Below are 26,001 nucleotides of genomic sequence, written 5' to 3' on the forward strand. Positions count from 1 at the left end.
TGCCCCCGCGAGGGGGTGCCGGGCCGTCGGCCGTGCGGGCACGGGGCGAGGGCCTGGGAGCAGGGCCCCGACCCGGGGTCCGCGACCGCCTGGCCCGGACGGGGCGCGTCGGAGCGGGCCCGCCCCTAGCCTGGTCCCGCCGGCGCCGGCCGGCGGCACCGACGCGGCGAGGGGGTCGTGATGGCGGACGAGCAGGCGGGGACGGTCCAGGGCGGCGAGGCGGTCCCGAGCGCGCGGGGGTCGGCGGCGCGGCCGACCGCGAAGGTCGCGGTGATCGGGGCCGGGGCGGTGGGCGCGACGCTCGCCTACGCGGTGCTGACCCGCGGTGCTGCCCGTGAGGTCGTGCTGCACGACATCGACACCGCGAAGGTGCGCGCCCAGGCGCTGGACCTCGCGCACGGGATCCAGTTCCTGCCGATGGCGCACGTGGTGGGCACCGACGACCTGGCCGCGTGCGCGGGTGCGGACGTGGTGGTCGTGACCGCCGGCGCCAAGCAGCAGCCGGGCCAGTCCCGGATCGACCTCGCCGGCCGCACCGTCGGCCTGGTGCGGACGCTCATGCCGCGGCTCGCGGCGATCGCGCCGGACGCCGTCTACCTCATGGTCACGAACCCGGTCGACGTGGTCACGTACGCCGCGCTGCAGTGCTCGGGGCTGCCGCGCGCCCAGGTGATCGGGTCCGGCACCGTGCTGGACTCGTCGCGGTTCCGGCTCCTGGTCGCCCAGCACGTCGGCGTCGCGGTGCAGAACGTGCACGCCTACGTCGTCGGGGAGCACGGGGACACCGCCGTCCCGCTGTGGTCCTCGGCGACCGTCGGCGGCGTGCCCCTGCTGGACCTCGAGCCGCTGGACGGCCGCGAGCCGCTCACCGCCGCGCGGCGCGACGCGATCGCGCACGACGTCGTGCACGCCGCCTACGAGATCATCGCCGGCAAGGGCGCCACGAACTACGCGATCGGCCTGGCGGGGTCCCGCGTCGTCGAGGCGATCGTCGACGACGAGCACCGCGTCATGCCGGTGTCCACGCTGGTCGAGGACTTCCGCGGCATCGGCGACGTGTGCCTCTCGGTGCCCACGGTCGTCTCGCACGACGGCGCGGGGCCGCTGCTGCCGACCCCGATGTCGGACGACGAGCTCGCTGCGCTGCGCCGTTCGGCGGACACCCTGCGGGACATCGCGCGGCAGACGGGCCCGTGACGGCCGGACCCGCGGCCCCCGGCCACCGACCCGGAGCCGCGCGGTGCCCGACGCCACCCTCAGCCTGATCGTCCTCGGGGCGGCCGTCGCGCTGTTCGTGTGGAACCGGCTCCCGGCGGCGGTCGTCGCCGTGCTGACGACCCTGGCGCTCGCCGCGACGGGGGTGCTGACCGAGCAGCAGGCGCTGGCGGGGTTCGGCGACCCGGTGGTCGTGTTCATCGCGAGCCTGTTCGTGCTCAGCGACGGGCTCGAGGCGTCCGGGGTCACCGCGTGGGCCGGGCGGCAGCTGCTGGCCCACGCCGGCGTCGGCCGCACGCGGGTGCTGGTCGGGCTGATGGGCCTCGGGGCCGTCCTCGCCGCGCTGGTCACGCCCAACGGCGCGGCCGCCGCCGGTCTGCCGGTGCTCGTGCTGGTGGCCCGGCGGGCCGGGCTGGCCGCCTCCCGGCTCGCGATCCCGCTCGCCTCGGCGGCCAGCGCGGGCGCCCTGCTCACGCTCAGCGGCAGCCCGGTGAACGTCATCGTCGCCGACGCGCTGCAGGAGGCGACCGGGCGGACGTTCGGGTTCTTCGAGTTCGCCGCGCTCGGCGTGCCGCTGGTGCTCGTCACGGCCGCCGTGGCGGTGCTGCTGGGCGACCGCCTGCTGCCCGACCGCCCCGCCGCCGCCCCGGACGACCACCCGCCCGCGGTGCGCACCGTCCCGGACCGGCTCGGCGCGCGGGCGGCCTGGGCGCTCGGCGTGCTCGTCGCCACCATCGCCCTGCTCGCCTCCGGCGCGGTGACCGCCGCGACCGCCGGCCTGCTCGGCGCGACCGCGATGGTGCTCACCGGCGCCACCACGGCGCCGCACGCGCTGCGCGCGATCCCCTGGGGCACCCTCGTGCTGATCGGCGGGCTGATCCCGCTGTCCGTCGCGATCGCGGAGTCCGGTGCCGCGGACCTGCTCGCCGACGCGGTCGTCGGGGTGGTGCCGGAGGGCGAGGGGCGCCTCCTCCTGGTCGCGCTGTTCCTGCTGACGGTGGCGCTCGGGCAGTTCGTCTCGAACGCCGCGACCGTCCTGGTGGTCACGCCGATCGCGCTGTCCGCCGCCGAGGCGGTCGGGATCGCCGCGGAGCCGGTCCTCATGCTCGTCGCCGCGGCCGGGGCCGCGTCGTTCCTGACCCCGATCGCCACGCCGGCCAACATGATCGTGCGGGACGCCGGCGGGTACCGGTTCGGCGACTACTGGCGGCTCGGGCTGGTCACCACCGGGGCGTGGCTCCTGGTCGTGGTCGCCCTGGTCCCGGTCGTCTGGCCCCTGGCCCCACGCTGAGGCGAGCCGGCGCGCCATGATGGCCCGGGGCCGAGGACGGCGGACGGGAGACCCGCATGGCGATCGACATCCGGCGCGAGCGCGCCGCCCTGTACCGCGCGAGCGCCCGGGACGTCGACGAGGTCGTCGTGCCGCCCGCCGACTACCTCGCGGCCGACGGGCACGGCGACCCGAACACCTCGCCGGACTACGCCGAGGCCGTGTCGGCGCTCTACACCGCCGGGTACGCGGTCCGGGCGGCGCTCACGGCGCGCACGGGGGAGGCGTTCGTCGTCGGGCCGCTCGAGGGGCTGTGGTCGAGCGCCGACCCGGCCGCGTTCGCGACGGGGCGCAAGGACGACTGGGACTGGACGATGCTGATCCCGCTGCCGGCCGCCGTCACCGCGGAGGACGTCGCGGCGGGGCTTGCCGCGGCGGTGGAGCGGAAGCCGGACGTGCCGGTCGACCGGGTGCGGCCGCTCGCGCTCGACGAGGGCCGGTCGCTGCAGATCCTGCACGTGGGGCCGTACGACGCCGAGGCGCCGACGCTCGCCCGGCTCCACCACGAGGTGATGCCGGCCCGCGGGCTGACGTGGAACGGGCCGCACCACGAGATCTACCTGGGCGACCCCCGGCGGGTCGCGCCGGAGCGGCTGCGCACCGTGCTGCGGCAGCCGGTGCGGGCGGTCGGCTGACCGGGGCCGGCGCTCAGGGGCGGCGGGTGCCGGGGAGCCGGCCGCGCGCCCGCCACGGCGCCTGCTCGGGCCAGTGCAGCACCACCGACCGCCAGCCGCGCGCGAGGCGCCGCACCATCCCGCCCGGCGAGCGCAGCGGCCGCGCGGAGATCGACACCGCGAGCCCGGCGTCGTACCGGACGGAGCCGGGCGGCAGGTGGAAGCTCAGGTCGAGGTCGTCGTGCACGTCGTCGTCGCGGTGCACGTCCCGGCGCGCTGCGCGCCACGCCGAGGCCCGGACGGCGCAGGCCGACCCGAACACCGGCGGCCCGCCGAGGGCAAGGCCGGCCAGCGCGAAGTACGGCCGCATGTACAGCACGTGCGCCAGCCAGGTGCCGACCGGGCCCAGCCGGAACCGCCCCGGGCCCGTGACAGCCGCGGCGCCGGGGTCGTCGGCGAGCAGCGCCTCGACCCGCGCGAGCCAGCCGGGCGGCAGCACCGTGTCGGCGTCCACCCGCGCGATCACGTCGCCGGTCGCGGCGTCGTAGCCGGCCGCAGCGGCGGGCCAGATGCCGAGCTCCGGCTCGTGCAGGACGCGCGCCCCCGCCGCGGCGGCGATCCGGGCCGTGCTGTCGCCGCTCGCGTTGTCCACGACGACGACCTCGTCCGGCAGGCGGGTCTGCGCCGCGAGCGAGGCGAGGCAGCGGGGCAGGCGCTCCTCCTCGTCCCGCGCGGGGACGACCACGGAGATGCGCAGCGGCGGGCGGCCGGTCACCGGCGGGCGCCTGTCGGGTCAGCGAGCACGCCCCATCCCCGCACGCGCGGCGCCCGGAGGCAAGCCGGACGCGCGGGCGCTCGCCTACGCTGGGCCAGCGGCCGACCTGTCGGTGAGGGCTGGCACGGGTCGGGTTCTCGCGAGGGGGCCCGAGAAGGGCAGGGAGGAGACCCCGGCCAGACGCCGCACCACCTCGCCCGGCGGGCCGCGCGCGCGGCCGCCGGGCAGGCTGGGCGTGTGACCACGCCGACGGCCCACCCCGCCCTCGACCGGTTCGACGCGCTGCCGCCGGTGCCGCCCGCCGACCTGCGGGGGCTGTGGCGCGGGACCGGCGTGCCGACCGGGCACCCGCTCGACGGGGTGCTGGAGCGGCTCGGCTGGTTCGGCAAGCGGTTCGACGACGACGAGCGCGTGCACCCGCTCGTGTTCCGCGGCCGCCGCGGGCTCGTGGCCGTGCACCCGGGGCTGGTGCCGCTCGGGCTCGTGCTCCGGGCCGGTCCGCTCCTGCGCACCGGTCCTGCTGCGGCGGCGTTCGCGGTCGCCCGGCCGCTCGCGTCGACCCGGCGGCCGCGGGCGCGGCTGCGCGAGGTCCGGTACCGCGGGGTGGTGTCCGCCGCGCTGGTCTACGACGACCTGCCGGTCGTCGACGCGTTCCGCGCGGTCGGCGACGGCTCGGTGCTCGGTGCCATGGACGCGCGGGGGATGGCGCGGCCGTTCCTGTTCCGCCTGTCCCGCGTCCAGGGCTGACCCGGCCGGGCTCGGACCCGCGGCGCTGCCGCGGACGGGCTCGAGCGGCTCCCGGAGGCTGGGTGCCCCCGGGGTGGGCTGGAGTGGAGCGTCCTGCCGAACACGCCCCGGCGTGTCGGGCAGGACGCTCCACTCAACGGAGGGGCGTAGTGCGGCGAACGGGCGAAATGCCCGCAAACCGGACACGCGGGGGTCTGGGAGCGGCTAGAACGGAGCGGCAGGCCGCGCGGCCGGTCGCCGGCCCCGGCGCCCGCACCGGCCCTCGACGCGGAGGTGCCATGACCGTCCCCACGACCACCGGGTCGCGCGCGCCCGCCCCCGCTCCCGGGGCCGCGGGCGGCGGGCGCCTGCCGGCCCTCGACGGGTTGCGCGGCGTCGCCGCCCTGGTCGTGCTGGTGCACCACTCGCTGCTGCTCACGCCCGCGCTGATGGCCGCCCACGGCGACCCGTCCGCCCCCCGCAGCGCGCTCGTGCAGGCCGTGTCCGCGACGCCGCTGCACCTGCTCTGGGACGGCGAGGTCGCCGTGCAGGTGTTCTTCGTGCTCAGCGGGTTCGTGCTCACGGTGGCCGCGACGCGCGAGGGCCACCGGTGGGGCGCCTACTACCCGCAGCGGCTGCTCCGGCTCTACGTGCCGGTGTGGGCGGCGGTGGTCCTGGCCGTCGCGCTGCGGCTCGCGGTGCCGACCGGCGACACCGCGGGGCTCAGCCCCTGGTTGACCTACCACGGCGACCTCGGCCGGGCGGGGGTGCTCGGCGACCTGCTGCTGCTCGTCGGCCCGGCGGGGTCGACGATGACGGCGCTGTGGTCCCTGCGCTGGGAGGTGCTGTTCTCCCTGCTGCTGCCCGTGTTCGTGCTCGCCGCGACGCGGCTCCGGCACTGGGCGCCGCTGGTCCTCGGGGCGCTCGCGGCCACCGCGTGGCTCGGCGCGGTCGCCGGGCCCGTCGAGGCGCCGTACGCGCTCGGCGCGCTCTACCAGCTGCCGCTGTTCGCGCTCGGCTGCGTGCTCGCGGTCGGCCGCGACCGGGTCGGTGCGGTCGCGGCGCGGTGGGGCGCACCGGCCTGGGCCGCCGTCCTGCTCGCGGCGGTCCTGCTGACCACGAGCTACTGGCTGCTCGACCTCGGCGGGCTGCGCGCCGACCTGCCCGGTGGCGTGGTCGCGCTCACCCGGGTGCTGCAGGCCGCGGGCGCGGGCCTGCTGGTCGCCGCCGCGCTCGGCCCGCTCGGTCGGCCGCTGCGGCACCCCGCGGTGCGCTGGCTCGGGAGCCGGTCGTTCAGCCTGTACCTCGTGCACGAGCCGGTCGTCGTGGCGGTCGGCTACCTGACCGGGTGGACGACGCCCGCGGTGCTCCTGCTGACGGTGCCGGCGTCCCTGCTGCTCGCCGAGGGGTTCTTCCGCGCGGTCGAGCGACCGTCGCACCGGCTGGCGCGCGCGGTGGGGGCGCGGCTGTCCCGGCGCGGGGCGCCGGTCGGCTGACCGGTCAACCCCGTCCCGCGAGGTCGGTGCCCGCGGTCGGGACCGGATCCCCGGGCCGCGGCACGACCGCGCCGACCGGCAGCCAGCTCGCGGCGGGCAGGTGCCCGTCGACCGGTGCGTCGCCGCGGTCGCCCTGCTCGCGGAGCGCGCGGACGAGGTCGATGCCGGCCAGCGCCGCGGTCCCACCCGTCCCGAGCGCCCGGCGTGCGGCGGCCAGCACCGGGAGCGCGGCGGCGGCGACCGCGGCGACCGGGCCGGCGAGCGCGGCGGCGAGCGACGGCTGCGCGGCCGCGAGCAGCGCGCAGCAGGCCACGAGCGCCGCCAGACGGGTCCGGCCGACCGGCCCGAGCGGCACCAGCCAGCGGTAGGGCTGGGCCATCGGCTGCCACGCGCGCAGCCGGGCGGGCACGGTACGCCGGGCGAGCGCGACCCCCACCGCCGCGCCGAGCACGGCCAGGCCGGTCGCCCCCGCGCGGGCGGCGAGGTCCACGGGGACGGAGGTGATCCCGACCTCGGCGACATCGACGACCGCCGTGACGCGACGGGGTGCCAGCGCGAGGACGACCGCGCACGCGCCGAGCGTCACGAGCGCGACCAGCCGTGCGGCGGCCAGCCAGGACCGGGCCTCGATGCGGGGGCGCGCCACGCGCCCCGGGATGAGGCCGCTCGGCGTCACGACCTCGCCGGGCTGCACGACGAGCTGGCGCGCGACGGTGCGCGTCGTCCACTGCCGCCCGTACAGGGCGATCATGCCGAGCATCGTCGGTGCGAAGACGGGCAGGGCGTCGGACGGGAACGCGTTGCCGTCCAGCGCGCCCAGGACCACGACCACGACCAGCACGGGGGACGTCCGCAGCAGCTGCCGCGCGGTGTACCAGGGCCCGTCGAGGTCGTCGCGCACCCAGTCGCGGTACCGCGGGTCCAGGCGGAGCTCGAGCAGGACGTAGCCGAGATAGGCGAGCAGCGGCGGGTGCTCGCGCCACCGCGTCGCCCAGCCTGCACGGACCAGCCCGAGCCCGGAGCGCAGGTCGAGCCGCCGCGCGCCCGGCTCGGCGAGATCGGCGAGCACCGCGGTGATCTCGCCCGCGCGCGCCGCGCGCCACCGCCGCGGGTAGGCGCGCAGCCACCGGTCGACGGAGCGCGCGAAGGCCGGGTCGACGCCGCCCATCAGGCGATCCCCGGCCGCGGGACGCCGCCCAGCAGGCGGTCGGCGCGGCGGGCCAGCGCGGCGAGGCGGGCGGTCTCCGCCGTCAGGGCGTCGTGCCCGGTGGGGGTCAGCCGGTAGTAGCGGCGCAGCCGCCCGTCGACGACCACCTCGCCGGACCCCTCGGCGTAGCCCGCGGACACGAGCCGGTCGAGGATCCCGTACAGGGTGCCGGCCCCGAGCCGCACGGCGCCCCCGGAGAGCGCGCGCACCTCCTGGACGACGCCGTAGCCGTGCCGGGGTTCGTCCGCGAGGGCGAGCAGCACCAGGTACGCCTGCTCGGTGAGTCGCATCGCCACGAACGATATATATCGGCGGCCGACCTATCAGCGCAAGGGTGGGTGGCAGCGAGTGCGCAGGGCGTCGACTGTCCACGAACCCGGACGGTTCGTCCCGGTTCGTCCCCGGGTTTCTGGGCACTCGACGCGACGGCGCCCGGGTGAACCGCGGATCGCACAGCGAGTTCCCACCTGGCGGTCGCCCGGCGTTCACCTGGTGCGGCCAGACTCGGCCCGGAAGCGGTCGCGCGAGAGGGGCTGGCGAGGATGCAGGCGGTCAGGGACGTGGGCACGCGGTACTCGTGGGTCCAGGTGGAGCACCCGGTGTACGTCGTCGACTACCACGCGTCCGCGGGGCAGCCGGGCGAGCGCTGGCGGCTGGTCGACGTGGCGGACGTGCTCGAGGTGCTCGAGTGGGTCGCCCGGCACCAGCGGGGCCGCTCCGTCGCGGTGAGCCTGGAGGTCGAGGACGCGGGCGGGTTCTCGCTCGTGCAGCTCACGCCGGCCGAGGGGCTGCGCCAGGTCGCGGGCTGGTGACCCGCCGGGTCGTCACGACCCGAACGCCGCGAGCACCGACGGGCCGAGAGCGGCCGCGAGCAGGAACGCCCAGCCGCCCGTGAGCCCGCGCGCGGGCCGCGCCACCTCGGAGCGGCCGACCAGCGGCGTCGGCTCCAGCAGCAGGAACACACGGCGGCCGGCCAGGCGGCGGACATCAGCCAGAACCAGGCCCAGCGCGTCGCCAGGCGCGGGTAGGTGCCGCCGGTGAGCAGCACGAGCATCGCCACCAGCACGCCGAGCGCCAGCACGACGACCCAGGGCGGACTCGACTGCGGGGTCAGCCGGTCCACCCGGGTGACCCGGACGTCGCGGGGCGATCGCTCGGCCGCCGCGAGGACGCGCCGGCCCTCGTCGAGCGGGGCGCCCGGCGCGGACGGGTCGAGCTGGTAGGTCGTCCAGCCGCCGCGGCCGTCGGTGGTCCACTCCACCCGCATCGTGCCGGCCGCCTCGCCGCGCGGCCGCTCGATCGTCAGGGTCGCGACCTCGCCGGCGTCGAGGGCGGCGACGAGCTCGTCCAGCGACCGCTCCTCCGGCTGCTGCGCGGCGTGGACGCCGAGGAGCGCGAGCACGAGGACCAGGACCGCCCGCAGCACCTCGGCCGTCCTGGTGTCGCGGGGGACGAGCTGCCCCGGCGCCGGGGGCAGGGTCGGCGGTCGGGCGGTCACGCCCTCGACGCTAGGGGCCCCGGCGGTCGCCGGGGTCGGTTCCGCGAGGGAGAACGGCGTGACGGCGGGTTCGCGCCCCGGGGTCGCCGACGGGTCAGACCAGCCCGACGCGCGCGAACCCCTCGACGAGGCCCTCGACCTGCGGCCCGGCCACCACGAGGTCGGCGACGGCCAGCACCCGCGGGTCGGCCCCCTCGATCGCGACGCCCAGCCCGGCGTGCTCCAGCATCTCCAGGTCGTTGAGCCCGTCGCCGAACGCGATGACGTCCTCCCGCGCGACGCCGAGGTGCGTCGTGACGGCCTCGATGCCGAGCGCCTTGTGCACGCCGACCAGGTAGATCTCGCCGGCGGCGTCCCCCATCGCGGCGATCGAGCTGGGCAGGATGCCGAGGTCGTCCCCGAGCTCGACGGTGAGCTCCTGCCACGGGACGCGGGCGCCGAAGTAGGTGATCTTGGCGAACGAGCACGCCGTCAGGTCGTCCGGGGTCTCCAGCGCCCGCAGGATCTCCAGCGGGCTGGCGGCGCCGTCCGTGCTGCCGTCGGCGCGGCCGAAGTGCCCGCCCAGCAGCTCGTCCAGCCGCCGGTCGACCCCGGGGCGGCCGTAGAGCGCGTCCGGTGCCTCCAGCAGGTACGCGGCGTCGTGGCGGTCGAGCGCGTCGATCGCCCGGGCCGCCAGGTCGGCGGGGAACCGCTGGTCCCGCAGCACGACGCCGTCGACCTCGACGTACCCGCCGGCGGACGCCACGATGCCGTCGAACCCCGCGGCGCGGATGTGGTCCGGCAGCATCGCCTTCGGTCGCCCGGTGCACAGCAGGACGTGGTGCCCGCGGGCCCGCGCCGCGCGGACCACCCGCTCGTGGCCCGCCGGGACGTCGCCGTGGTGGGCGTAGGTGCCGTCGACGTCGAGGAACACGTACTTCGCGGGGGACGCAGCAGTCACCCGGTCATCCTCTCGCACGGCGGGAGCCTATGCAGTGGAGGTTCTGGCCTAAAGGTTGTAGGTTTGGCCTCGTGAGCCGCGCCGGACTGACCCCCGCCCGCGTCGTCGCCGACGCCGCGGCGCTCGCCGACGAGGCCGGCTTCGACGCCCTCACGCTGTCCGCCGTCGCCCGCCGGCTGGGGGTGCAGACCGCCAGCCTGTACGCGCACGTCCGGGACCGCGCCGCCCTGCTCGACGGTGTCACCGCCCTCGCGATGGGGGAGGTGGCCGCGCGGATCGCCACCGGCCTGGCCGGGCGCTCGGGCCGGGACGCCCTGCGCGGGTACGCCGACGCGTTCCGCGACTACGCCCGCGAGCACCCGGGCCGGTGGGCCGCCCTGCAGCGCCGGGCCGGGCCCGCCGCCGTGGCCGCGCCGTCCGCGGTCGACGTCGTCGCGCTCACCGACGCCCTGCTCCGCGGGTACGCGATCCCGCCCGACCAGCGGGTGCACGTCATCCGGCTGCTCGGCAGCACCATCAACGGCTTCGTCCAGCTCGAGCGCATCGGCAGCTTCGACCACAGCGCGCCCGCACCGGCGGACTCGTGGGACCGCGCCGTCGACGCGCTCGACGCCCTGCTGCGGGCCTGGCCCGCTCCCGACCCCGAGGACCCCGCATGATCGACGTCCCGACCCCCGACCTGGCCGCCCTCGTCCGCGGCCCCGCCGAGCTCGAGCGCACCCCGCGCGGGCTCCGGCCGCACCGCCTGCCCGCGTGGGTGCGCCACCAGCTCCCCGACGGTCAGCTGCTCGCCGTGGAGGCGCAGCCGTCCGGCGTCCGCGTGGCGTTCGCGACCACCGCCACCGCCGTCGACCTCGTCCTGCACCCGACGCGCCTCGCCTACCGCCAGGTCGACCGTCCCCGTGGCGCCGTCGACCTGGTCGTGGACGGCGCCGTGCTCGCGAGCGGCGCCCTGGCCGGCGGCGACGCGTACGTCACCGACCTGGCCACGGGTGCGACCGCGCTCGAGCCCGGCGAGCCGCACACGGCGACGTTCGCGGGCCTGCCGGCGGGGGAGAAGGTGGTCGAGCTCTGGCTCCCGCACCAGGAGTCGATCGAGCTCGTCGCCCTGCGCGCCGACGCCCCGGTACGACCCGTCGCCGACGACCGACCGGTGTGGGTGCACCACGGCTCCTCGATCAGCCACGGCTCCAACGCCGCGACGCCGACGGGGACCTGGCCCGCGGTCGCCGCCCGGCTCGGCGGCGTCGACCTGCGGAACCTCGGCCTCGGCGGCAGCGCGCTGGTCGACCCGGCGACGGCGCGCGTCATCCGGGACGCCCCGGCCGACCTCATCAGCGTCAAGCTCGGCATCAACGTGGTGAACCTCGACGGCATGCGCCTGCGGACGTTCCTCGCGGCGGTGCACGGGTTCCTCGACACCATCCGCGACGGGCACCCGGACACGCCGCTGGTGCTGATGACGCCGATCTTCTGCGGGATCCACGAGGACGCGCCCGGCCCCGGCGCGTTCGACCCGGCGGCGCTCGCGGACGGCGTCGTCCGGTTCACCGCGAACGCGGGCGGCGACCTGTCGACCGGGCGGCTGACCCTGCGCGTCGTCCGGGACGCGCTGGCGACCGTCGCCGAGCGCCGCGCCGACGACCCGCACCTGCACCTGCTCGACGGCCTGTCGCTGTACGGGCCCGGCGACGCCGACGCGCACCCGCTGCCCGACGCGCTGCACCCGGACGCGGCGACGCACCGGCTGATCGGCGAGCGGTTCGCGGCGGCGGCGTTCGGGGCGGGTGGGGCGTTCGCGAGCGCCGGGGCGCGCTGAGCGGTCGGCTGCCCGCGTCCGGTGCGATCGGCTACGGCAGCGGGACGCGGAGCACCCGGTCGTCGCCGTCACCCGGCGTGCCGCGGCCGTCGGTGTTGTTCGTGAGCACCCGGAGCGACCCGTCCGGCGCGACGACCACGTCCCGCAGCCGGCCGTACGTCCCCGCGTACAGGTCGAGCGCCGTGCCCGGGTCGGCGGTCGGGACGGCCCGCAGGACCTCGCCCCGAGGTTCGCGACGTAGAGGGTGCCGTCGACGTGGGCGAGGCCGCTCGGGCTGGCGACGTCCGGGTCCCACTGCTGGACGGGGTCGGCGTAGCCCTCGCGCCCCGCGGCGCCCTCGACGACCGGCCAGCCGTAGTTCCCGCCCGGGGTGACGACGTTGAGCTCGTCCCAGGTGTCCTGGCCGAACTCCGTGGCGTACATCGTGCCGTCGTCGGACCAGGCCAGGCCCTGGACGTTCCGGTGCCCCAGGCTCCACACCGGCGAGCCGGGGAAGGGGTTGTCGTCCGGGACCCCGCCGTCGGGCGTCACCCGGAGGATCTTGCCCGCGAGCGAGCCGGCGTCCCCGGTCGCGACGTACAGCATCCCGTCCGGGCCGAACGCGATGCGCCCCCCGTCGTGGTTGCTCGCCGCCGGGATGCCGTCCAGCACCGGCTCGCGCGGGCCGAGGTCCAGGCCGCCGGGCTCGCCGGTGAGCGGGAAGCGGTCGACCCGGTTGCCGTCCGCGGTCGTCGCGTAGGCGTACAGGTGCCGCCCGTCGACCGCGAGGCCCAGCAGGCCGCCCTCGCCCTGCGGCGCGACATCGGGCACGGTGCCGACGACGCGGGTGCCGCCGTCGGGCAGCAGCTCGAGCACCTCGGCGCGCTCCCGTGTGCTGACCAGCGCGGTCTCGCCGAGGAACGCCAGGGACCACGGGACGTCCAGCCCGGTCGCGACGTCCTCCGGCGCGGCGGCGGCGGTGGCGACGGCGCCCGGGGACGCGGTCGCGGGGACCGGGCCCGGGGCGGTGGTGCAGGCGGCGAGCAGGAGCCCGAGGCCGGCGGTCGCGAGCAGGCGGGCGGCCGCGTGGGTCGGCGGGGTCATGCGGCCTCCTCGACGGCGCGCGCGGACGGGCGCCGGGTGGGCGCCGGGTGGCGCGTGCGTCCATCGTCGTCGGGTCGGTCGCGGTCGGCAGCCCGGGACCTCGGGCCCGCCGGCGGCGCCGGAGCCCGTGCGAGCCTGGACGGCGACGTCTTGAGGGCCCGGACCCGAGGGAGCCACCCATGACCACCATCCCGGCGGGGTGCGCCCGCCCGCGCCCCGCCTGCACCCGCCTCGCCCGCACGTTGCGCCTGCTGCCCGGGCTCCTCGCCGCCTGCCTCGTGGCCGCGCCCCTCGCGGCCTGCGGCCCGGACCCCGCGCCGCCCGTGGGGACCGCCACCGCGACGACGACCCCGACGACGACTCCGACGACCGACGCCGGCGACGGCGTCCGGTACGGCGGCGGCGCCGAGGGCGTGCTGCCCCCGGCGCTCGCGGACGTCGTGGCGCCCGCGGCCGCCGACGACCGCGGCGGGATCCCGGTGAGCAGCGCCGGGGTCGGCGTCGCGGGGGAGGGCGACGTGGTCGTCGACGTGTACGCCGACCCGGCCTGCCCGTGGTGCGCGCGGTTCGACGCGCAGCACGCCGAGGCGCTCCTGGTGCTGGTCGCCGACGGCGGCGTGACGCTGGTGCACCGGCCGCTCGCGTTCCTGGACGACCGGTTCGGGGGGACGTACTCGACGCGCGCCGTGCACGCGCTGGCGGTGGTCGCCGACGGGTCGCCGGAGCACTACGTCGACGTGCTGCACGCGCTGATGGCGCACCAGCCCGACCCGGACGACACCGAGGCGCTCACGGACCTCGAGATCGCCGACCTGGCGCGCGCCGCGGGCGTGCCGGAGGCGGTGGTCGAGCGGTTCACGGCGGTCGCCGAGACCCCGTTCGAGGTGGCCACGGCGGACGGCGGCACCGAGCGGCGCACGGCGACGTCGCGCGTCCTCGCGCCCTGGGTCGCCGCAGCCACGCACCGGGCGGCGCTCGACCTCGGCGCGGTGCGGGTGCCGACGATCCTGGTGGACGGCGTGCCGGTCGAGGACTGGGACGAGACCGGCCGCCTGGCGGACGCGATCGCGGCGGCGCGCGCGTGAGCCGCCCGGGCGCGCCGGCTCAGTCCAGCAGGCCCACCACGTAGCCGACGAAGAGCAGCAGGCCGAGCGCCACCACGACCCCGACCAGCGCGTACACCAACCAGTTCGCCTTGCGGCTCGGCAGGTCCGGCTCCTGGAACGCCGCGCCGGACGTGCTGGACTCGCCGGGCGGGGTGTCGCCGGGCGCCACGCCGCCGCCGGGCTCGAGGCCGGGCGTGTTCGACGGGTCCGGGTCGGGGCTGGTCGTCATGCGGCCACGCTAGGCACGCCGCCCGCCCGCGGCGACCCGAGCGGGGCGACGGGCGCTCGCCCGCCGCGAGGCCCGGGCCTAGCGTGGGCCCCACGCGACCGTCGCGTGACGAGGGGGTCATCATGTCGGACAGCGAGACCGGGGGCGTCACGGGCACCCCGGACAAGGACTACAACCTGATCTGGTTCGCCGAGGCGTGCCTGAGCAACGTCCTGCGCCTGGAGCAGTACGCGCGGGACGCGGACCGCGCGGGGGACGGCGAGCTCGCCGACTTCTTCCGGCGCGCGCAGCACGAGAGCCAGAAGGGGGCCGAGCAGTCCAAGGCGATGCTCGCCAGCCGGCTGGGCGGCTGAGCGGTCAGGCGCCGCCGGTGCGGAGCGCCTCCGCGATCTCCTGCACGAGCCGGTCCATCCGGACCAGCGCCTCGCGGTCCCACGGGTCGACGGCCTCGGAGTAGAGGTTCAGGGCCACGGTGGTGTCGGCGTCGACCTGGCCCGGCAGCGCCGCGGTCGAGCGGAATCCGGCCTCCGCGGCGGCGGTGCGCCACCGGGGCCACCGCTCCTCTGCGAGGACGTCGAGGACGAGCTCGCCGCGCAGCTGCTGGATCGCCACGACGCAGGGACCCTCGCCGGAGGTGACCTCGACCTGGTCGCAGCGCGCGGCGCGGTCGCCGCTGCTCGCCACCTGCTCGAGCAGGTGGTGCCGACGCACGATGATGCTGCACTCGGTCGGGACGCCCACCCGGGCCGCCGCCTCCCGCGCGTAGGCGTCGAGCGACGAGAAGGACGGGTCCACATCGGTCGACGCGGTCATGCGGAGCTCCTCCGGTGCTGGGGGGAGACGCACTGTCTCACACCCGGGTGCACCGTCCTGAATCGGCAGGTCACGCCCGCTCGATCGCGAACGCGGTCAGGAACCCGAGCGCCGTGATCAGCCCGGTCAGCAGGTGGGCGCGCTCGAACGCCTCGGGGATCATCGTGTCGGCGAGCATCGCCAGGATGGCGCCGGCCGCGACGGCGGTGATCACCGCGAGGGTCCCGGCGGACGCGTCCTGCAGCAGCAGCGAGCCGAGCAGCGCGGCGAGTCCGCTCGCGACGGCGATCCCGCCCCAGACGCCGAACACGTAGCCCGGCCCGCGCCCGGCCCGCTTCATCCCCGCGGCGCTCGACAGCCCCTCGGGCACGTTCGAGATGACCACCGCGGCCAGCACGCCGACGCCGACGCCCTGCCCGCCGAGCACCGACAGCCCGAGGACCACCGACTCCGGGATGCCGTCGAGCAGCGCCCCGATCGCGATCGCCGCCCCGCTGCCGGCGGCGTCGCCCTCGGACGGCTGCTGGTCGCCGGACCGCTTCCGGTGCCGGGCGCCGCGCCGGGCGAGCGCTGCGTTCGCCGCGACGTACGCCAGGGCGCCGGCGAGGAACCCGACCACGGTGGGCACGAGCCCGCCGGTGCGCTCGGCCTCGTCGACCAGCTCGAACGCGAGCGCCGAGATGAGCACGCCCGCGCCGAACGCCATGATGCTCGCGACGACTTGCCGCGGGACGCGGACGAACCAGGCGACCAGCGCGCCGAGCACCAGCGCCGCGCCGCCGACCAGGCCCCAGGACCCGGCCTCGAGCCAGAGCGGCACCGGTCAGCCGCCCGTCGACTCGCGCACGATCACGCGCGGCGTCACGGTCTCGACGCCGCCCGGGTCGCGACCCTCCTGCGAGGCGAACAGCCGCTCGGCCGCCCGCCGCCCCATGATCTGGAAGTTCATGTCGATGCTGGTGAGCGCCGGCCGGCAGCCCGCGATCATCGGCTCCCAGTTGTCGAAGCCGATCACGGCGACGTCGTCCGGGACCCGCACCCCGCGGTCGTGCAGCGCGTCGAGCACGCCGCGCGCGATCTGGTCGCTGCCGCACACGACCGCGTCGACGTCCTGCTCCAGGAGCGCCGCCACGGACGAGCGCCCCCACGCCTCGGACCACGACCCGTACCGCACCGGCCCGACCCGCTCGAGCCCGTGCTCGGCCAGGGCGGCGTCGGCCCCGGCGGCCCGGTCGGTCGCGGCGGCGTAGGTGACGTCGCCCGAGACGTGCGCGATGCGGCGCCGGCCGGTCGCCAGCAGGTGCTCGACGGCGATCCGGCCCGCGGTCACGTTGTCGGGCACGACGGAGGCGTCGGCGGGGTCGGTCGACGGGGCGTACGTGTAGACGACCGGCACGGGCAGGTCCCGTCCGAGCGGCGGCCGGGCGTCGGTCTGCGAGCCGACGACGATGAGGCCGTCGACCCGGCGGCCGAGCAGCGTCGACAGGTGGTGCTGCTCCCGGATCGCGTCGCCGCGGGAGTCGCAGAGCAGCACGCTCGACCGCCCCGCGCCGAACGCGTCCTCCGCGCCCATGAGGATCGGCAGCGAGAACCGGCCCTCGAGGTCGTGCGTGAGCAGCCCGACGGTGCCGGTGTGGCCGTCGAGCATGGCCCGCGCGAGCGCGTTCGGCGTGAAGGACAGCCGCTCCGCCACGTCGAGGACCCGGCGCCGGGTCTCGGCGCTGACCTCGGCCTTGCCGTTGATCGCCTTGGACGCCGTGGCGACCGAGACGCCGGCCAGCTGCGCGACGTCGCGCAGCGTCACCTGCCGCCGGCCGGGTGCGTCGGTCGTCATGGGTCCCCCTGTCCTCGTGCTCGACCGGCAGCGTACGACGAAAACGTCGCGCGCCGTCACCCCGTTGACGCCCGCGAAGAGCCGGTGCTAGCGTCACCGAAAACCGTTTCGGAAGGTTTCGTCCGGGACGGCGCACCAGCGATGGCCGCGGCACCGACGCCCGGCCACCGACCGCACTCGACGAGGAGACCGGTCCGCATGAACGCACGACGCACCTCCCTCATCGCCCTGGCCGCCGCGGGCGCGCTGGGGCTCGCCGCCTGCTCGGGCGGCACCAGCGCCGGCGGCGGCGGTGGCGCGACCTCCGGCGGCGGTGGGGGCGAGGGCGACGGGGTCGTCACCGTCTGGCACTACTTCTCCGACCCCAACCAGGTCGCGCTCATGGACGCGTACAAGGAGAAGTTCGAGTCGGAGAACGACGCCACGGTCGAGAACGTGTACGTCCCCTACGACCAGATGAACTCCAAGCTGGTGTCCGCCGCGGGCGCCGGCACCGGCCCGGACGTCGTGGTGTTCAACGGCGCCGAGGCCGCGACGCTGGCGCTGGGCGGCGTGCTCGCGCCGCTCGACGAGCAGTGGGCGGAGTTCGCCGACGCCGACCAGTTCCCGGACTCGGTGCTGCACTCGGTCGACGACCAGCTGTACGCGGTGCAGGGCTACGTCAACCTGCTGGGCCTCTGGTACAACCAGGACATCCTCGACGAGATCGGGGTCGAGCCGCCCACCACGATGGACGAGCTCGAGGACGCCATGGCCGCCGCGAAGGACGCCGGGTACGGCGGCATCACGCTGTCCGGCCTGCCGCAGTCGCAGGGCGAGTGGCAGGCGTACCCGTGGATCAGCGACGCCGGGTTCGACTACGAGAACCTCGACGCGGACGCCCTCGGCGCCGGGTTCGAGCGGGTGCGCGGCTGGGTCGACAACGGCTGGCTGACCCAGGAGGCCGTGACCTGGGACCAGACGGTGCCGTTCCAGCAGTTCGCGGCCGGGAACGTCGCCTTCGCGCAGAACGGCAACTGGCAGATCGGCACCGCCGAGTCGGACGCCGACTTCGCGTACGGGGTCGTCCCGCTGCCGCTCGGCGACACCGGCCAGGTGTACCTGGGCGGCGAGGGCCAGGGCATCGGCGCACACGCCGACGACCCGGAGCTCGCGTGGGAGTACCTGCAGGGCACCTACCTCGACGTCGAGGGCCAGGAGCTGGCGCCCGACCTGGTCGGCTCGATCCCGTCCCGCGCGGACACCGCCGAGGCCGACGTCGTGACCGGCAACGAGCTGCTCGACCCGTTCGCGCAGACGATCGCGGACTTCGGCGCGAGCTACCCCGACCCGGTGATCCCGCCGGCCGCCGTCGCCGACGTCCAGCTCACCGTGGGCCAGGCCTGGTCCGCCGTCATCGGCGGCCAGAAGGACCCGCAGGCGGCGGCCGACGAGGCCGTCGCGGCGCTGCAGAGCCAGATCGGCTGACGAGGCACCCGTGTCCGCAGCCGCCACCACCGCGCCCGCGCGGCAGGCCGGTCCCGGTCCCGCCCCGACGACCCGGCGTCGTCGGGGCGGGAGCCGGATCGTGTTCCTGCTGCCCGCCGCCCTGTTCCTCGGGCTGTTCAGCCTGTTCCCGCTGGTCCAGCTCGTCCGGATGGCGGTCAGCGACGTCACGGCCGCGACGCTGAACGCCGACTGGCTGTTCACCGGCCTGGACAACATCCGCCGCGGGTTCGAGACCGGGCAGACCGGCCCCGCGATCAGCCGCACGCTCGTGTTCGTCGTCGTCGTGACCGTGCTCGGCATGCTGGTCGGGTTCGGCGCCGCGATCGCGCTGCGCACCACGGGCCGGTGGTCGGCCTGGCTGCTCGCGCTCATGGTGTTCGTGTGGGCGCTGCCGCCGGTGGTGAACGGCTCGGTCTGGAAGTTCCTGCTCAACGACGCCGGCCTGATCAACACCGTCCTGCTGAGCACCGGGTTGCGGGACACCCCGGTGCCGTTCCTCTACGACCAGCACTGGGCGCTGTTCTCCGTCGCGTTCGTCAACGCGTTCGCGGTCATCCCGTTCAACACGCTGGTGTTCCGGGCGGCGCTCATGACCATCGACCCCGAGGTGTTCGAGGCCGCGCAGCTCGACGGCGCCAGCAAGTGGCAGCAGATCCGGCACATCATGGTGCCGTCGGTCCGCCCGACCACGCTGGTGCTGCTGATCCTGACCCTGGTCTACGGGTTCCGGTCCTTCGACTTCATCTACGTGATGACGTACGGCGGCCCGGGCACCGCGACCAACACCCTGCCGTTCCTGGGCTACCTGCAGGCCTTCGTCCGCTACGACTACGGGCTCGGCGCGGCCACCTCCGCGCTCGCGGTGGTCGGCGTGCTGGTCCTCGCCGTGGTCTACGCCCGGAGCATCAAGCGCGAGGAGGCGGACGGATGACCGTCAAGGCCGGCCCGGCGGCGGTCGCCGCCAAAGTCCTGCTCACGCTGATGTACGGGGTCCCGATCCTGTGGATCCTGCTCACCTCGGTGAAGTCCTCGGACGACGTGTTCGACCCGAGCCGCACGTTCCTGTTCCGCCCGGTGACCACCGCGTACGTCGAGGCGCTCAGCGGCGACCTGGCCCGGGCGCTGCTGCAGTCCGTCACCATCGCGACCTGCACGACCGCGCTGGTGCTGCTCATCGCGATCCCCGCGGCGTACGGGCTGGCGCGCACGCGCGGCCTGCTCCCCACGGCGGCGCTGGGGCTGCTGATCGTGCTGCAGATGATGCCGCAGACGGCGACCGTCATCCCGCTGTTCCAGGCGTTCAGCGGCTGGCGGCTGCTCGACACCACGGCCGCGGTGGTGCTGGCCGACGCCGCGCTGCTCACGCCGTTCGCCACCCTGCTGCTGCGGCCCTTCTTCCGGGCCGTGCCGCCGCAGATCGAGGAGGCGTCGTCCATCGACGGCGCCGGCATGCTGCGCACCTTCTGGTCGGTCGTGCTGCCGGTCGCCCGCAACGGCGTGGCCACCGTCGGCACGCTGACCTTCCTGCTGGCGTGGGGCGAGTTCCTCTACGCCGTGAACTTCTACCTGACGCCGGGGCAGTACCCGCTGTCCGCGCTGCTCGCCCAGCAGGTGAGCGCGTTCGGCATCAACTGGCCGGGCCTCATGGCGCTGGCCGTGCTCACCTCGATCCCGATCCTCGTCGTGTTCAGCAGCACCTACCGGCTGCTGCGCGACGGCCTGACCGTCGGCGCGGTGAAGTGACCGCCGCCCGCCCGCGCCCTGGAGGCGACATGACCACGTCCGCACCCGCCGTCGACCGCGCCGCCCAGCACGGCCGCCCGGTGGTCCCGTCCGCGTCCCGCTGGCGCCCGCTCGGCCTCGACGAGGTCCGCCTCGACGGCGGCTTCTGGGGCGAGCTGCAGCACCGCAACGCCACCGCGATGATCGCGCACACCGAGCGCTGGGTGGAGCGCATGGGCTGGGCCGCCAACTTCGACCTCGCCGCTGCCGGCACGCTGCCGGAGGGCCGCCGGGGCCGCGAGTTCTCCGACTCCGAGATCTACAAGCTGCTCGAGGCCATGTCCTGGGAGGTCGGCCGCACCGGCGACGCCGACCTCGACCGCCGGCTCCGCGCGCTCGCGTCCCGGGTCGCCGCCGCGCAGGAGCCCGACGGCTACATCTCCACCATGTTCGGCCGCCCCGGGCAGGGCGCGCGCTGGTCCGACCCGGAGTGGGGCCACGAGCTGTACTGCATCGGGCACCTGATCCAGGCCGGCGTCGCGCGCGCCCGGACCCACGGGGACGACGAGCTGGTGCAGGTCGCGATCCGCGCCGCCGACCACGTGTGCGAGGTGTTCGGGCCGGACGGGCGCCAGGGCGTCGACGGGCACCCGGAGATCGAGCCCGCGCTCGTCGAGCTGTACCGGCTGACCGGCGAGCACCGGTACCTCGACCAGGCCCGGCTGTTCGTCGAGCGCCGCGGCCACGGGGTGCTCGACGACATCGAGCTCGGCCGGTCCTACTTCCAGGACGACGAGCCGATCCGGGAGTCGACCACGCTGCGCGGGCACGCCGTCCGCGCGCTCTACCTCGCCGCGGGCGCGGCGGACCTCGCGGTGGAGGACGGCGACACCGAGCTGCTCGGCGCCGTCACCCGGCAGGTGCGGTCCGCGCTCGCGCGCCGCACCTACCTGACCGGCGGCATGGGCGCGCACCACGAGGGGGAGTCGTTCGGGCTCGACTTCGAGCTGCCGCCGGACCGCGCGTACGCCGAGACCTGCGCCGGCATCGGGTCGGTCATGGCCAACCACCGGCTGCTGCTGCAGTCCGGCGACGCCCGGCACGCCGACGCCGTCGAGCGCACGCTGTTCAACGTGCTCGCCGCGTCGCCGTCGGCCGAGGGCACCGCGTTCTTCTACACGAACCCGCTGCAGCAGCGCGTCCCCGGCGAGGTGCCCGACCCCGACGTCCCGAGCCCGCGCGCGGCGGCCAGCCTGCGGGCGCCGTGGTTCAACGTGTCCTGCTGCCCGACCAACGTGACCCGCACCGTCGCCTCGCTGGCCGCCTACGTGGCGAGCGCGGACGACGACGGGGTGCAGCTGCACCAGTACGCCGCGGGCACGGTCGCGGCGATCGTGGGCGGCGAGCCGGTGCGGCTGCGGGTCGAGACCGGGTACCCGCACGACGGCCGCGTCCTCGTGACGGTCGAGGAGGCGCCGGCGGCGTGGACGCTCACGCTGCGGGTCCCCGCGTGGGGCGCGGGCGCGACGGTCGACGCCGGCGACGGGCCGCGCGCGGCGGAGCCGGGGTACGTGGCGGTCGCGGGTCCGGGCGCCGGGGGCCGCGTCGTGCTGGACCTGCCGGTCGCGCCGCGGTTCACGGTCGCCGACCCGCGGGTCGACGCGGTGCGCGGCCAGGTCGCCGTCGAGGCGGGCCCGCTGGTCTACGCCCTGGAGTCGGTCGACCTGGGGGAGGACGTCGCGCTGGCCCGGGTCGACGCGGGCGTCGCGCCTGAGGCGCGGGACGGGGCGGTGACCGTGCGCGCCCGCACGGTGGCGGTGCCCGAGGAGGACTGGCCGTACGCCGACCGGCCCGCCGAGGGCGCCGCGGGCGAGCCGCGCGCGGTGCCGCTGGTGCCGTACCACCGGTGGGGCAACCGCGGTCCGTCGACGATGCGGGTGTGGCTGCCCGTGGTCTGAGCCCGCGGGCGCCGCTCCCGGCCGCGAGGTCGTCACATCCGCGCGAGGTCGTCATGAACGTGTGACGACCTCGGCGCGATGTGACGACCTCGCCCCTCCGCGGCGGCGCGGCGGTCGGCCGCGCGGAGGTCGGCGGCGCGGAGGTCGGCGGCGCGAGCCGGGGTCATCCCGGGCGGGTGGGGACCGGCTGCGACCGGCGTCGGTACGGTCGCGGCGTGCCCGCCACCGGCTCGACCGAGGTCACGGCCGTCCCGACGCGGGACCTGGCCCGGCTGACGCTGCTGGGCGCGCTCGTCGGGCTGCCCGCCGGGGTGGTGGCGTTCGCGTTCGTCGGCGCGGTGCACGTGCTGCAGGACCTGCTGTGGACCGAGCTGCCGGAAGCGCTCGGCGCCGACGGACCGCCCTGGTACCTCGTGCTCGGGCTGCCGCTGGTCGGCGCGCTCCTCGTCGCGGCCGCGCGCCGGCTGCCGGGCGACGGCGGGCACTCGCCGGTCGCCGGGCTGAGCATGGACCCCCTGCCGCCGGTCGCCGCGGGCGGCGTGGCGCTCGCGGCGCTGGCGAGCCTCGGGTTCGGCGCCGTGCTGGGACCGGAGGCGCCGCTGATGGCGCTCGGCGGGATCGTCGGGGTGTGGGTCACCCGGTGGACCGGCGTGACCGGGCCCGCGCGCGGGCTGCTCGGGGCGTCGGGCGCGTCCGGGGCCATGTCGACCCTGTTCGGCGGGCCGCTCGTCGCGGGCATCCTGCTGCTCGAGGCCGGGGCGGGCGCGCTCGCCGCCGCCACGCTGCTGCCGCCGCTCGCCGCGGCCGCGGTGGCCTACGTGCTGGTCACCGGGTTCGGCGACTGGGCGGGCGTGCCGATGGCCGGGCTCGCGGTCCCGGACCTGCCGGAGTACGACCGGGTCCGGCCCGGGTCCCTGCTGCTCGCGCTGGTCGTCGGGGTGGTCGCGGCGGTCGTGATCACCGGGGCGCGTCGGCTGGCGAGGGCGGTGCAGGCGACGGAGCCGAGGGTGGGCCGCGTGCCGCTGCTGCTCGGGGGCGGGCTCGGCGTCGGGCTGCTGGCGCTCGCGGCGGGCGGGCTCGGCGCGGACCCGCGGGACGTGCTGTTCTCCGGCCAGGCGTCGATCCCCGCGCTCGTGGCGGAGGAGTCGGTCGGCGTCGTGCTGGTGCTCGTCGTAGCGAAGGGGCTCGCGTACGCGGTGACGATGGGCGCGGGGTTCCGCGGCGGGCCGATCTTCCCGGCGATCTTCCTCGGCGTGGGGCTGGCGTCGGTCGCGGTCGCGGTGCTGGACGCGTCGCCGACGCTGGCGGTGGCCGTCGGTGCGGCCGCCGGGATGGCGGCGACCAGCCGGCTGCTGCTGTCGGCGGTGCTGTTCGCGGCGCTGCTGGTGGGCCGGGCCGGGCTCGACACGGCGCCGGCGGCGGTGCTCGCGGCCGCGGCGGCGCTGCTGACGGTCCGCCTCCTGGACCCGCCCCCGCGCACGGCCTGACGCCACCCCGCACGCCGGGGCGTGGAGACGAGTGGAGCGTCCTGCCGCGACACGCCGGGCGTGTCGGGCAGGACGCTCCACTCGAGGGTGCGGGCGGTCAGGCGCGGTGCGCCGGCTCGCCCTCCGACGGGGCGCCCTGGTCCGGGTCGGCCGAGGTGCGGTGCATCGGGTGCGGGTGGCTGCGCTCCAGCGAGGCGCCCTCCACGTCGACGTCCGGCAGGATCCGGTCGAGCCACTTCGGGATCCACCACGCGTGCTTCCCGGCCAGGTGCATGACGGCCGGGATCAGCAGCATGCGGACCACGAAGGCGTCGAGCAGCACGCCGAACGCCAGGCCGAAGCCGAGCGGCCGGATGATCGCGGACTCGGCGAACATGAAGCCGGCGAACACCGACGCCATGATGATCGCCGCCGCCGTGACCACCACGCGGCCGGCGTGCAGGCCGCGCCGCACGGCCACCCGGGCGTCGACCCCGTGGGCGAACGCCTCGCGCATACCGGACACCAGGAACAGCTGGTAGTCCATCGCCAGGCCGAACAGGATGCCGGTGACGATGATCGGCAGGAAGCTCAGCACGGGCGCCGGGTCGTGCACGCCGAACACCGAGCCGAGCCAGCCCCACTGGTAGATCGCGACGACGCCGCCGAGGCCGGCGAACAGCGACAGGACGAACCCGAGCGTCGCGGTCAGCGGCACGAAGATCGACCGGAACACGATGATCAGGATGATCAGCGACAGGCCGACGACGATGCCGAGGTAGCCGGGCAGGGCGTTCGCCAGCTTCTCCGAGATGTCGACGTTGGCGCTGGTGGAGCCGGCCACGCCGAGCTCGACGTCACCCTCCAGCGGCGACGCGTCGCGCAGGTCGCGGACCAGCTGCTCGGTGCTCTCGCTCTCCGGACCGCCCTCGGGGACGACCTGGAACGCGAGGACGGTGCCGGCCTCGTTGGCGCCGATGGGCGCGACCGCCACGACGTCGTCGAACCCGGCGAGCTCCTGGCCGAGGCGCACCTGCTCGCCGACCAGGTCCTCCTCGGCGACGGCCTCGGGGAGGTCCGCGACGACGAGCAGCGGTCCGTTGACGCCGGCGCCGAACTTCTCGGCGGTGATCGAGTACGCCTGGTACTGCGTCGACTCCTCCGGCTCGGCGGAGCCCGTGGGCAGGCCGAGGCGCATCGACAGCGCGGGGATCGCGATGACGAGCAGGGCCGCGAGGCCGCCGACCAGGGTCAGCACGGCGCGCGAGGTGCGCATGGGGCTGGTCGGGACCGCCTCGGGCTCCTCGTGGCCGACGGTCGCCCGCTTCTTCTTCGGCAGCACCTTCAGGCCGATGCGGGACAGCAGCGCCGGGGTGAGGGTGATGGCGATGAGGACCGCGATCAGGATGCAGAACGCGCCGACCGAGCCCATGAGGCCGAGGAACGGGATCCCGGTGACGTTGAGCGCGAGCAGCGCGACGAACACGGTGGCGCCCGCGAACACGACCGCGTTGCCCGCGGTGCCGTTGGCCAGGCCGATCGACTCCTCCAGCTCGACGCCGTCGCGCAGCTGGCGGCGGTGCCGGTTGAGGATGAACAGGGAGTAGTCGATGCCGACCGCCAGGCCGAGCATCAGGCCGAGCACCGGGGTGACCGACAGCATCTCGACGGCGCCGGACAGCGACAGGGACGCGACCGCGCCGACGGCGACGCCGACCAGGGCGGACACGATCGGCAGCGCGGCGGCGATCGCCGAGCCGAGCATGATGAGCAGGACGACGCCGGCGATGATCACGCCCGCGACCTCGCCCGGGCCGAGCACGCTCGGCACGCCCTGGGTCAGGTTGTTCGACAGCTCGACCTCGGCGCCGGCGAGGTCGGCGTCCTCCAGCACGGCCACGACCGCGTCCTGGGTGTCGGTCGAGATCTCGAACTGCGAAGCCTTGAACGAGACGTTCGCGACCGCGGCGGACCCGTCCTCGGACACCTGGCGGATCTCGCTCGCGAGCTCGAGCAGGGCGGCGCCGTCCTCGAGCTGCGTGCGCTGCGCCTCGAGCTCCGCCCGGCCCTGCTCCGCCGCCGCGGTGCCGGCGTCCAGCTGCGCCTGCTGCGCGTCGAGCTCGGCCTGGGCCGCGTCGAGCTGCGGCTGGACCTGCGCGAGCGCGCCGGCTGCCTCGGCCTGGGCGCGCTGGGCGTCGAGCGCCGCCTGGGCCTGGTCGAGCTGCTGCTGCCCCGCGGCGGCCTGCGCCTCGCCGGCCTCCAGCTGGGCCTCGCCGGCCGCGAGCCGCTCACGCCCGGCGTCGATCTGCGCCTGCTGCGCCGCCAGGTCCTCGGTGGTCGTGAACGGGTCGGTGACGCCGGCGATCCCGTCGACCTCCGCGGCCTCGGCGATCGTCGCGCTGATGGCGGCGCGCTGCTCGTCGGTGAAGGGCTGGTCGCCGCCGGTGTGGAAGACGACCGTGCCGGAGCCGCCGCTCGCGGCGGGGAACTCCTCGGCGAGCTGGTCGGTCACGCGCTCGGTGGCGGTGCCGGGGATGGTGACGGCCGAGGTCAGCTGGCCGCCGAACGCGAGGTACGCGCCGACGGCGAGCGCGAGCACCACGACCCAGGCCGTCACGACGGCCCAGGCGCGGCGGGCGGAGAAGCGCCCGATTCGGTAGAGGAGTCCTGCCATGGTCCCTG

Annotated in this window: 25 protein-coding genes and 1 pseudogene; 15 read left to right on the forward strand and 11 right to left on the reverse strand. The window is 76.5% G+C overall.

Features of this window, described 5'->3' with window-relative positions:
- Window positions 1-180: 180 nt before the first annotated feature.
- The 3 genes from Cpa01nite_RS11865 to Cpa01nite_RS11875 are packed head-to-tail and all read left to right on the forward strand — an operon-like array spanning window position 181 to window position 3,180.
- Window positions 181-1,197, forward strand: a complete 1,017-nt coding sequence (locus Cpa01nite_RS11865) for an L-lactate dehydrogenase (RefSeq protein ID WP_203668977.1) — start codon at window positions 181-183, stop codon at window positions 1,195-1,197.
- A 43-nt stretch (window positions 1,198-1,240) separates the two neighbouring features.
- Window positions 1,241-2,506 (forward strand): SLC13 family permease, encoded by a 1,266-nt coding sequence (locus Cpa01nite_RS11870; protein ID WP_203668978.1) that lies wholly within the window; start codon window positions 1,241-1,243, stop codon window positions 2,504-2,506.
- 56 nt (window positions 2,507-2,562) lie between these two features.
- A complete protein-coding gene (locus Cpa01nite_RS11875; protein WP_203668979.1) occupies window positions 2,563-3,180 on the forward strand; it encodes a GyrI-like domain-containing protein in 618 nt (205 codons plus the stop codon).
- A gap of 13 nt (window positions 3,181-3,193) precedes the next feature.
- Here the strand turns inward: Cpa01nite_RS11875 and Cpa01nite_RS11880 are convergent, their stop codons facing one another.
- On the reverse strand, window positions 3,194-3,934 hold the full coding sequence (locus Cpa01nite_RS11880) for a glycosyltransferase family A protein (protein WP_239068734.1): 741 nt from the start codon (window positions 3,932-3,934) through the stop codon (window positions 3,194-3,196).
- 237 nt (window positions 3,935-4,171) lie between these two features.
- On the opposite strand from Cpa01nite_RS11880, the gene Cpa01nite_RS11885 reads away from it, so the two are divergent.
- Both Cpa01nite_RS11885 and Cpa01nite_RS11890 read left to right on the forward strand, forming a co-directional pair.
- Complete coding sequence (locus Cpa01nite_RS11885) at window positions 4,172-4,681, forward strand: GXWXG domain-containing protein (protein ID WP_203668980.1); 510 nt, start codon at window positions 4,172-4,174, stop codon at window positions 4,679-4,681.
- A 278-nt stretch (window positions 4,682-4,959) separates the two neighbouring features.
- Window positions 4,960-6,156 carry an acyltransferase family protein gene (locus Cpa01nite_RS11890; RefSeq protein WP_203668981.1) on the forward strand — a complete coding sequence of 399 codons (1,197 nt, stop codon included), beginning with the start codon at window positions 4,960-4,962 and terminating at the stop codon, window positions 6,154-6,156.
- Window positions 6,157-6,160: 4 nt separating this feature from the next.
- Here Cpa01nite_RS11890 and Cpa01nite_RS11895 read toward each other — a convergent pair whose 3' ends face one another.
- Window positions 6,161-7,324, reverse strand: coding sequence for a hypothetical protein (locus Cpa01nite_RS11895; RefSeq protein ID WP_203668982.1), 1,164 nt, complete (start codon window positions 7,322-7,324; stop codon window positions 6,161-6,163).
- Window positions 7,324-7,653, reverse strand: coding sequence for a PadR family transcriptional regulator (locus Cpa01nite_RS11900; protein ID WP_239068735.1), 330 nt, complete (start codon window positions 7,651-7,653; stop codon window positions 7,324-7,326). Before Cpa01nite_RS11900 ends, Cpa01nite_RS11895 begins: the two co-directional genes overlap by 1 nt.
- 252 nt (window positions 7,654-7,905) lie before the next feature.
- Between Cpa01nite_RS11900 and Cpa01nite_RS11905 the strand changes: the two genes are divergently transcribed.
- Window positions 7,906-8,175: a hypothetical protein gene (locus Cpa01nite_RS11905; protein WP_203668984.1), complete on the forward strand. Its 270-nt coding sequence runs from the start codon at window positions 7,906-7,908 to the stop codon at window positions 8,173-8,175.
- A gap of 12 nt (window positions 8,176-8,187) precedes the next feature.
- Here Cpa01nite_RS11905 and Cpa01nite_RS11910 read toward each other — a convergent pair whose 3' ends face one another.
- Together Cpa01nite_RS11910 and Cpa01nite_RS11915 are read right to left on the reverse strand one after the other, a co-directional pair.
- Window positions 8,188-8,325 carry a hypothetical protein gene (locus Cpa01nite_RS11910; RefSeq protein ID WP_203668985.1) on the reverse strand — a complete coding sequence of 46 codons (138 nt, stop codon included), beginning with the start codon at window positions 8,323-8,325 and terminating at the stop codon, window positions 8,188-8,190.
- 630 nt (window positions 8,326-8,955) lie between these two features.
- Window positions 8,956-9,801, reverse strand: coding sequence for an HAD hydrolase family protein (locus Cpa01nite_RS11915; RefSeq protein ID WP_203668986.1), 846 nt, complete (start codon window positions 9,799-9,801; stop codon window positions 8,956-8,958).
- 71 nt (window positions 9,802-9,872) lie between these two features.
- Between Cpa01nite_RS11915 and Cpa01nite_RS11920 the strand changes: the two genes are divergently transcribed.
- Together Cpa01nite_RS11920 and Cpa01nite_RS11925 are read left to right on the forward strand one after the other, a co-directional pair.
- Entirely contained in the window at window positions 9,873-10,460 is a 588-nt protein-coding gene (locus tag Cpa01nite_RS11920) for a TetR/AcrR family transcriptional regulator (protein ID WP_203668987.1), read from the forward strand.
- Window positions 10,457-11,620 (forward strand): GDSL-type esterase/lipase family protein, encoded by a 1,164-nt coding sequence (locus Cpa01nite_RS11925; RefSeq protein WP_203668988.1) that lies wholly within the window; start codon window positions 10,457-10,459, stop codon window positions 11,618-11,620. The genes Cpa01nite_RS11920 and Cpa01nite_RS11925 overlap by 4 nt, the downstream gene beginning before the upstream one ends.
- Window positions 11,621-11,651: 31 nt before the next feature.
- Here the strand turns inward: Cpa01nite_RS11925 and Cpa01nite_RS11930 are convergent.
- Window positions 11,652-12,703, reverse strand: a pseudogene (locus Cpa01nite_RS11930) (PQQ-dependent sugar dehydrogenase).
- A gap of 179 nt (window positions 12,704-12,882) precedes the next feature.
- Between Cpa01nite_RS11930 and Cpa01nite_RS11935 the strand changes: the two are divergent.
- A complete protein-coding gene (locus Cpa01nite_RS11935; RefSeq protein ID WP_203668989.1) occupies window positions 12,883-13,788 on the forward strand; it encodes a DsbA family protein in 906 nt (301 codons plus the stop codon).
- A 19-nt stretch (window positions 13,789-13,807) separates the two neighbouring features.
- Here the strand turns inward: Cpa01nite_RS11935 and Cpa01nite_RS11940 are convergent, their stop codons facing one another.
- Window positions 13,808-14,038 carry a DUF6480 family protein gene (locus tag Cpa01nite_RS11940; RefSeq protein WP_203668990.1) on the reverse strand — a complete coding sequence of 77 codons (231 nt, stop codon included), beginning with the start codon at window positions 14,036-14,038 and terminating at the stop codon, window positions 13,808-13,810.
- Between the two features lie 122 nt (window positions 14,039-14,160).
- Here Cpa01nite_RS11940 and Cpa01nite_RS11945 point away from each other — a divergent pair, with 122 nt between their 5' ends.
- Window positions 14,161-14,391: a hypothetical protein gene (locus tag Cpa01nite_RS11945; protein ID WP_239068736.1), complete on the forward strand. Its 231-nt coding sequence runs from the start codon at window positions 14,161-14,163 to the stop codon at window positions 14,389-14,391.
- Between the two features lie 4 nt (window positions 14,392-14,395).
- Here Cpa01nite_RS11945 and Cpa01nite_RS11950 read toward each other — a convergent pair whose 3' ends face one another.
- The 3 genes from Cpa01nite_RS11950 to Cpa01nite_RS11960 form a co-directional block, all read right to left on the reverse strand.
- Window positions 14,396-14,851, reverse strand: a complete 456-nt coding sequence (locus Cpa01nite_RS11950) for a GAF domain-containing protein (RefSeq protein ID WP_203668991.1) — start codon at window positions 14,849-14,851, stop codon at window positions 14,396-14,398.
- A 70-nt stretch (window positions 14,852-14,921) separates the two neighbouring features.
- Complete coding sequence (locus Cpa01nite_RS11955; protein ID WP_203668992.1) at window positions 14,922-15,671, reverse strand: ZIP family metal transporter; 750 nt, start codon at window positions 15,669-15,671, stop codon at window positions 14,922-14,924.
- A 3-nt stretch (window positions 15,672-15,674) separates the two neighbouring features.
- A complete protein-coding gene (locus Cpa01nite_RS11960) occupies window positions 15,675-16,685 on the reverse strand; it encodes a LacI family DNA-binding transcriptional regulator (protein ID WP_203668993.1) in 1,011 nt (336 codons plus the stop codon).
- 198 nt (window positions 16,686-16,883) lie between these two features.
- On the opposite strand from Cpa01nite_RS11960, the gene Cpa01nite_RS11965 reads away from it, so the two are divergent.
- From Cpa01nite_RS11965 to Cpa01nite_RS11985, 5 genes are all read left to right on the forward strand, one after another.
- Window positions 16,884-18,152, forward strand: coding sequence for a sugar ABC transporter substrate-binding protein (locus Cpa01nite_RS11965; RefSeq protein ID WP_203668994.1), 1,269 nt, complete (start codon window positions 16,884-16,886; stop codon window positions 18,150-18,152).
- 10 nt (window positions 18,153-18,162) lie between these two features.
- Window positions 18,163-19,104, forward strand: a complete 942-nt coding sequence (locus Cpa01nite_RS11970; protein WP_203668995.1) for a carbohydrate ABC transporter permease — start codon at window positions 18,163-18,165, stop codon at window positions 19,102-19,104.
- Window positions 19,101-19,916, forward strand: a complete 816-nt coding sequence (locus tag Cpa01nite_RS11975) for a carbohydrate ABC transporter permease (protein WP_203668996.1) — start codon at window positions 19,101-19,103, stop codon at window positions 19,914-19,916. The genes Cpa01nite_RS11970 and Cpa01nite_RS11975 overlap by 4 nt, the downstream gene beginning before the upstream one ends.
- A gap of 29 nt (window positions 19,917-19,945) precedes the next feature.
- On the forward strand, window positions 19,946-21,853 hold the full coding sequence (locus tag Cpa01nite_RS11980; protein ID WP_203668997.1) for a glycoside hydrolase family 127 protein: 1,908 nt from the start codon (window positions 19,946-19,948) through the stop codon (window positions 21,851-21,853).
- A gap of 215 nt (window positions 21,854-22,068) precedes the next feature.
- Window positions 22,069-23,340 carry a chloride channel protein gene (locus tag Cpa01nite_RS11985; protein ID WP_203668998.1) on the forward strand — a complete coding sequence of 424 codons (1,272 nt, stop codon included), beginning with the start codon at window positions 22,069-22,071 and terminating at the stop codon, window positions 23,338-23,340.
- 97 nt (window positions 23,341-23,437) lie between these two features.
- Here Cpa01nite_RS11985 and Cpa01nite_RS11990 read toward each other — a convergent pair whose 3' ends face one another.
- Window positions 23,438-25,993: an MMPL family transporter gene (locus Cpa01nite_RS11990; protein WP_203668999.1), complete on the reverse strand. Its 2,556-nt coding sequence runs from the start codon at window positions 25,991-25,993 to the stop codon at window positions 23,438-23,440.
- Between the last annotated feature and the right edge of the window lie 8 nt (window positions 25,994-26,001).

Origin of the sequence: Cellulomonas pakistanensis (genome assembly GCF_016862755.1) — a bacterium.
Lineage (GTDB): Bacteria > Actinomycetota > Actinomycetes > Actinomycetales > Cellulomonadaceae > Cellulomonas > Cellulomonas pakistanensis.

Excerpts from the sequence above, each read along its gene's own strand:
- Cpa01nite_RS11865 (WP_203668977.1), top strand. The coding sequence starts at position 181 with ATGGCGGACGAGCAGGCGGGGACGGTCCAGGGCGGCGAGGCGGTCCCG.
- Cpa01nite_RS11875 (WP_203668979.1), top strand. The coding sequence starts at position 2,563 with ATGGCGATCGACATCCGGCGCGAGCGCGCCGCCCTGTACCGCGCGAGC.
- Cpa01nite_RS11890 (WP_203668981.1), top strand. The coding sequence starts at position 4,960 with ATGACCGTCCCCACGACCACCGGGTCGCGCGCGCCCGCCCCCGCTCCC.
- Cpa01nite_RS11895 (WP_203668982.1), bottom strand. The coding sequence starts at position 7,324 with ATGGGCGGCGTCGACCCGGCCTTCGCGCGCTCCGTCGACCGGTGGCTG.
- Cpa01nite_RS11900 (WP_239068735.1), bottom strand. The coding sequence starts at position 7,653 with ATGCGACTCACCGAGCAGGCGTACCTGGTGCTGCTCGCCCTCGCGGAC.
- Cpa01nite_RS11905 (WP_203668984.1), top strand. The coding sequence starts at position 7,906 with ATGCAGGCGGTCAGGGACGTGGGCACGCGGTACTCGTGGGTCCAGGTG.
- Cpa01nite_RS11925 (WP_203668988.1), top strand. The coding sequence starts at position 10,457 with ATGATCGACGTCCCGACCCCCGACCTGGCCGCCCTCGTCCGCGGCCCC.
- Cpa01nite_RS11935 (WP_203668989.1), top strand. The coding sequence starts at position 12,883 with ATGACCACCATCCCGGCGGGGTGCGCCCGCCCGCGCCCCGCCTGCACC.
- Cpa01nite_RS11940 (WP_203668990.1), bottom strand. The coding sequence starts at position 14,038 with ATGACGACCAGCCCCGACCCGGACCCGTCGAACACGCCCGGCCTCGAG.
- Cpa01nite_RS11945 (WP_239068736.1), top strand. The coding sequence starts at position 14,161 with ATGTCGGACAGCGAGACCGGGGGCGTCACGGGCACCCCGGACAAGGAC.
- Cpa01nite_RS11950 (WP_203668991.1), bottom strand. The coding sequence starts at position 14,851 with ATGACCGCGTCGACCGATGTGGACCCGTCCTTCTCGTCGCTCGACGCC.
- Cpa01nite_RS11960 (WP_203668993.1), bottom strand. The coding sequence starts at position 16,685 with ATGACGACCGACGCACCCGGCCGGCGGCAGGTGACGCTGCGCGACGTC.
- Cpa01nite_RS11965 (WP_203668994.1), top strand. The coding sequence starts at position 16,884 with ATGAACGCACGACGCACCTCCCTCATCGCCCTGGCCGCCGCGGGCGCG.
- Cpa01nite_RS11975 (WP_203668996.1), top strand. The coding sequence starts at position 19,101 with ATGACCGTCAAGGCCGGCCCGGCGGCGGTCGCCGCCAAAGTCCTGCTC.
- Cpa01nite_RS11980 (WP_203668997.1), top strand. The coding sequence starts at position 19,946 with ATGACCACGTCCGCACCCGCCGTCGACCGCGCCGCCCAGCACGGCCGC.
- Cpa01nite_RS11990 (WP_203668999.1), bottom strand. The coding sequence starts at position 25,993 with ATGGCAGGACTCCTCTACCGAATCGGGCGCTTCTCCGCCCGCCGCGCC.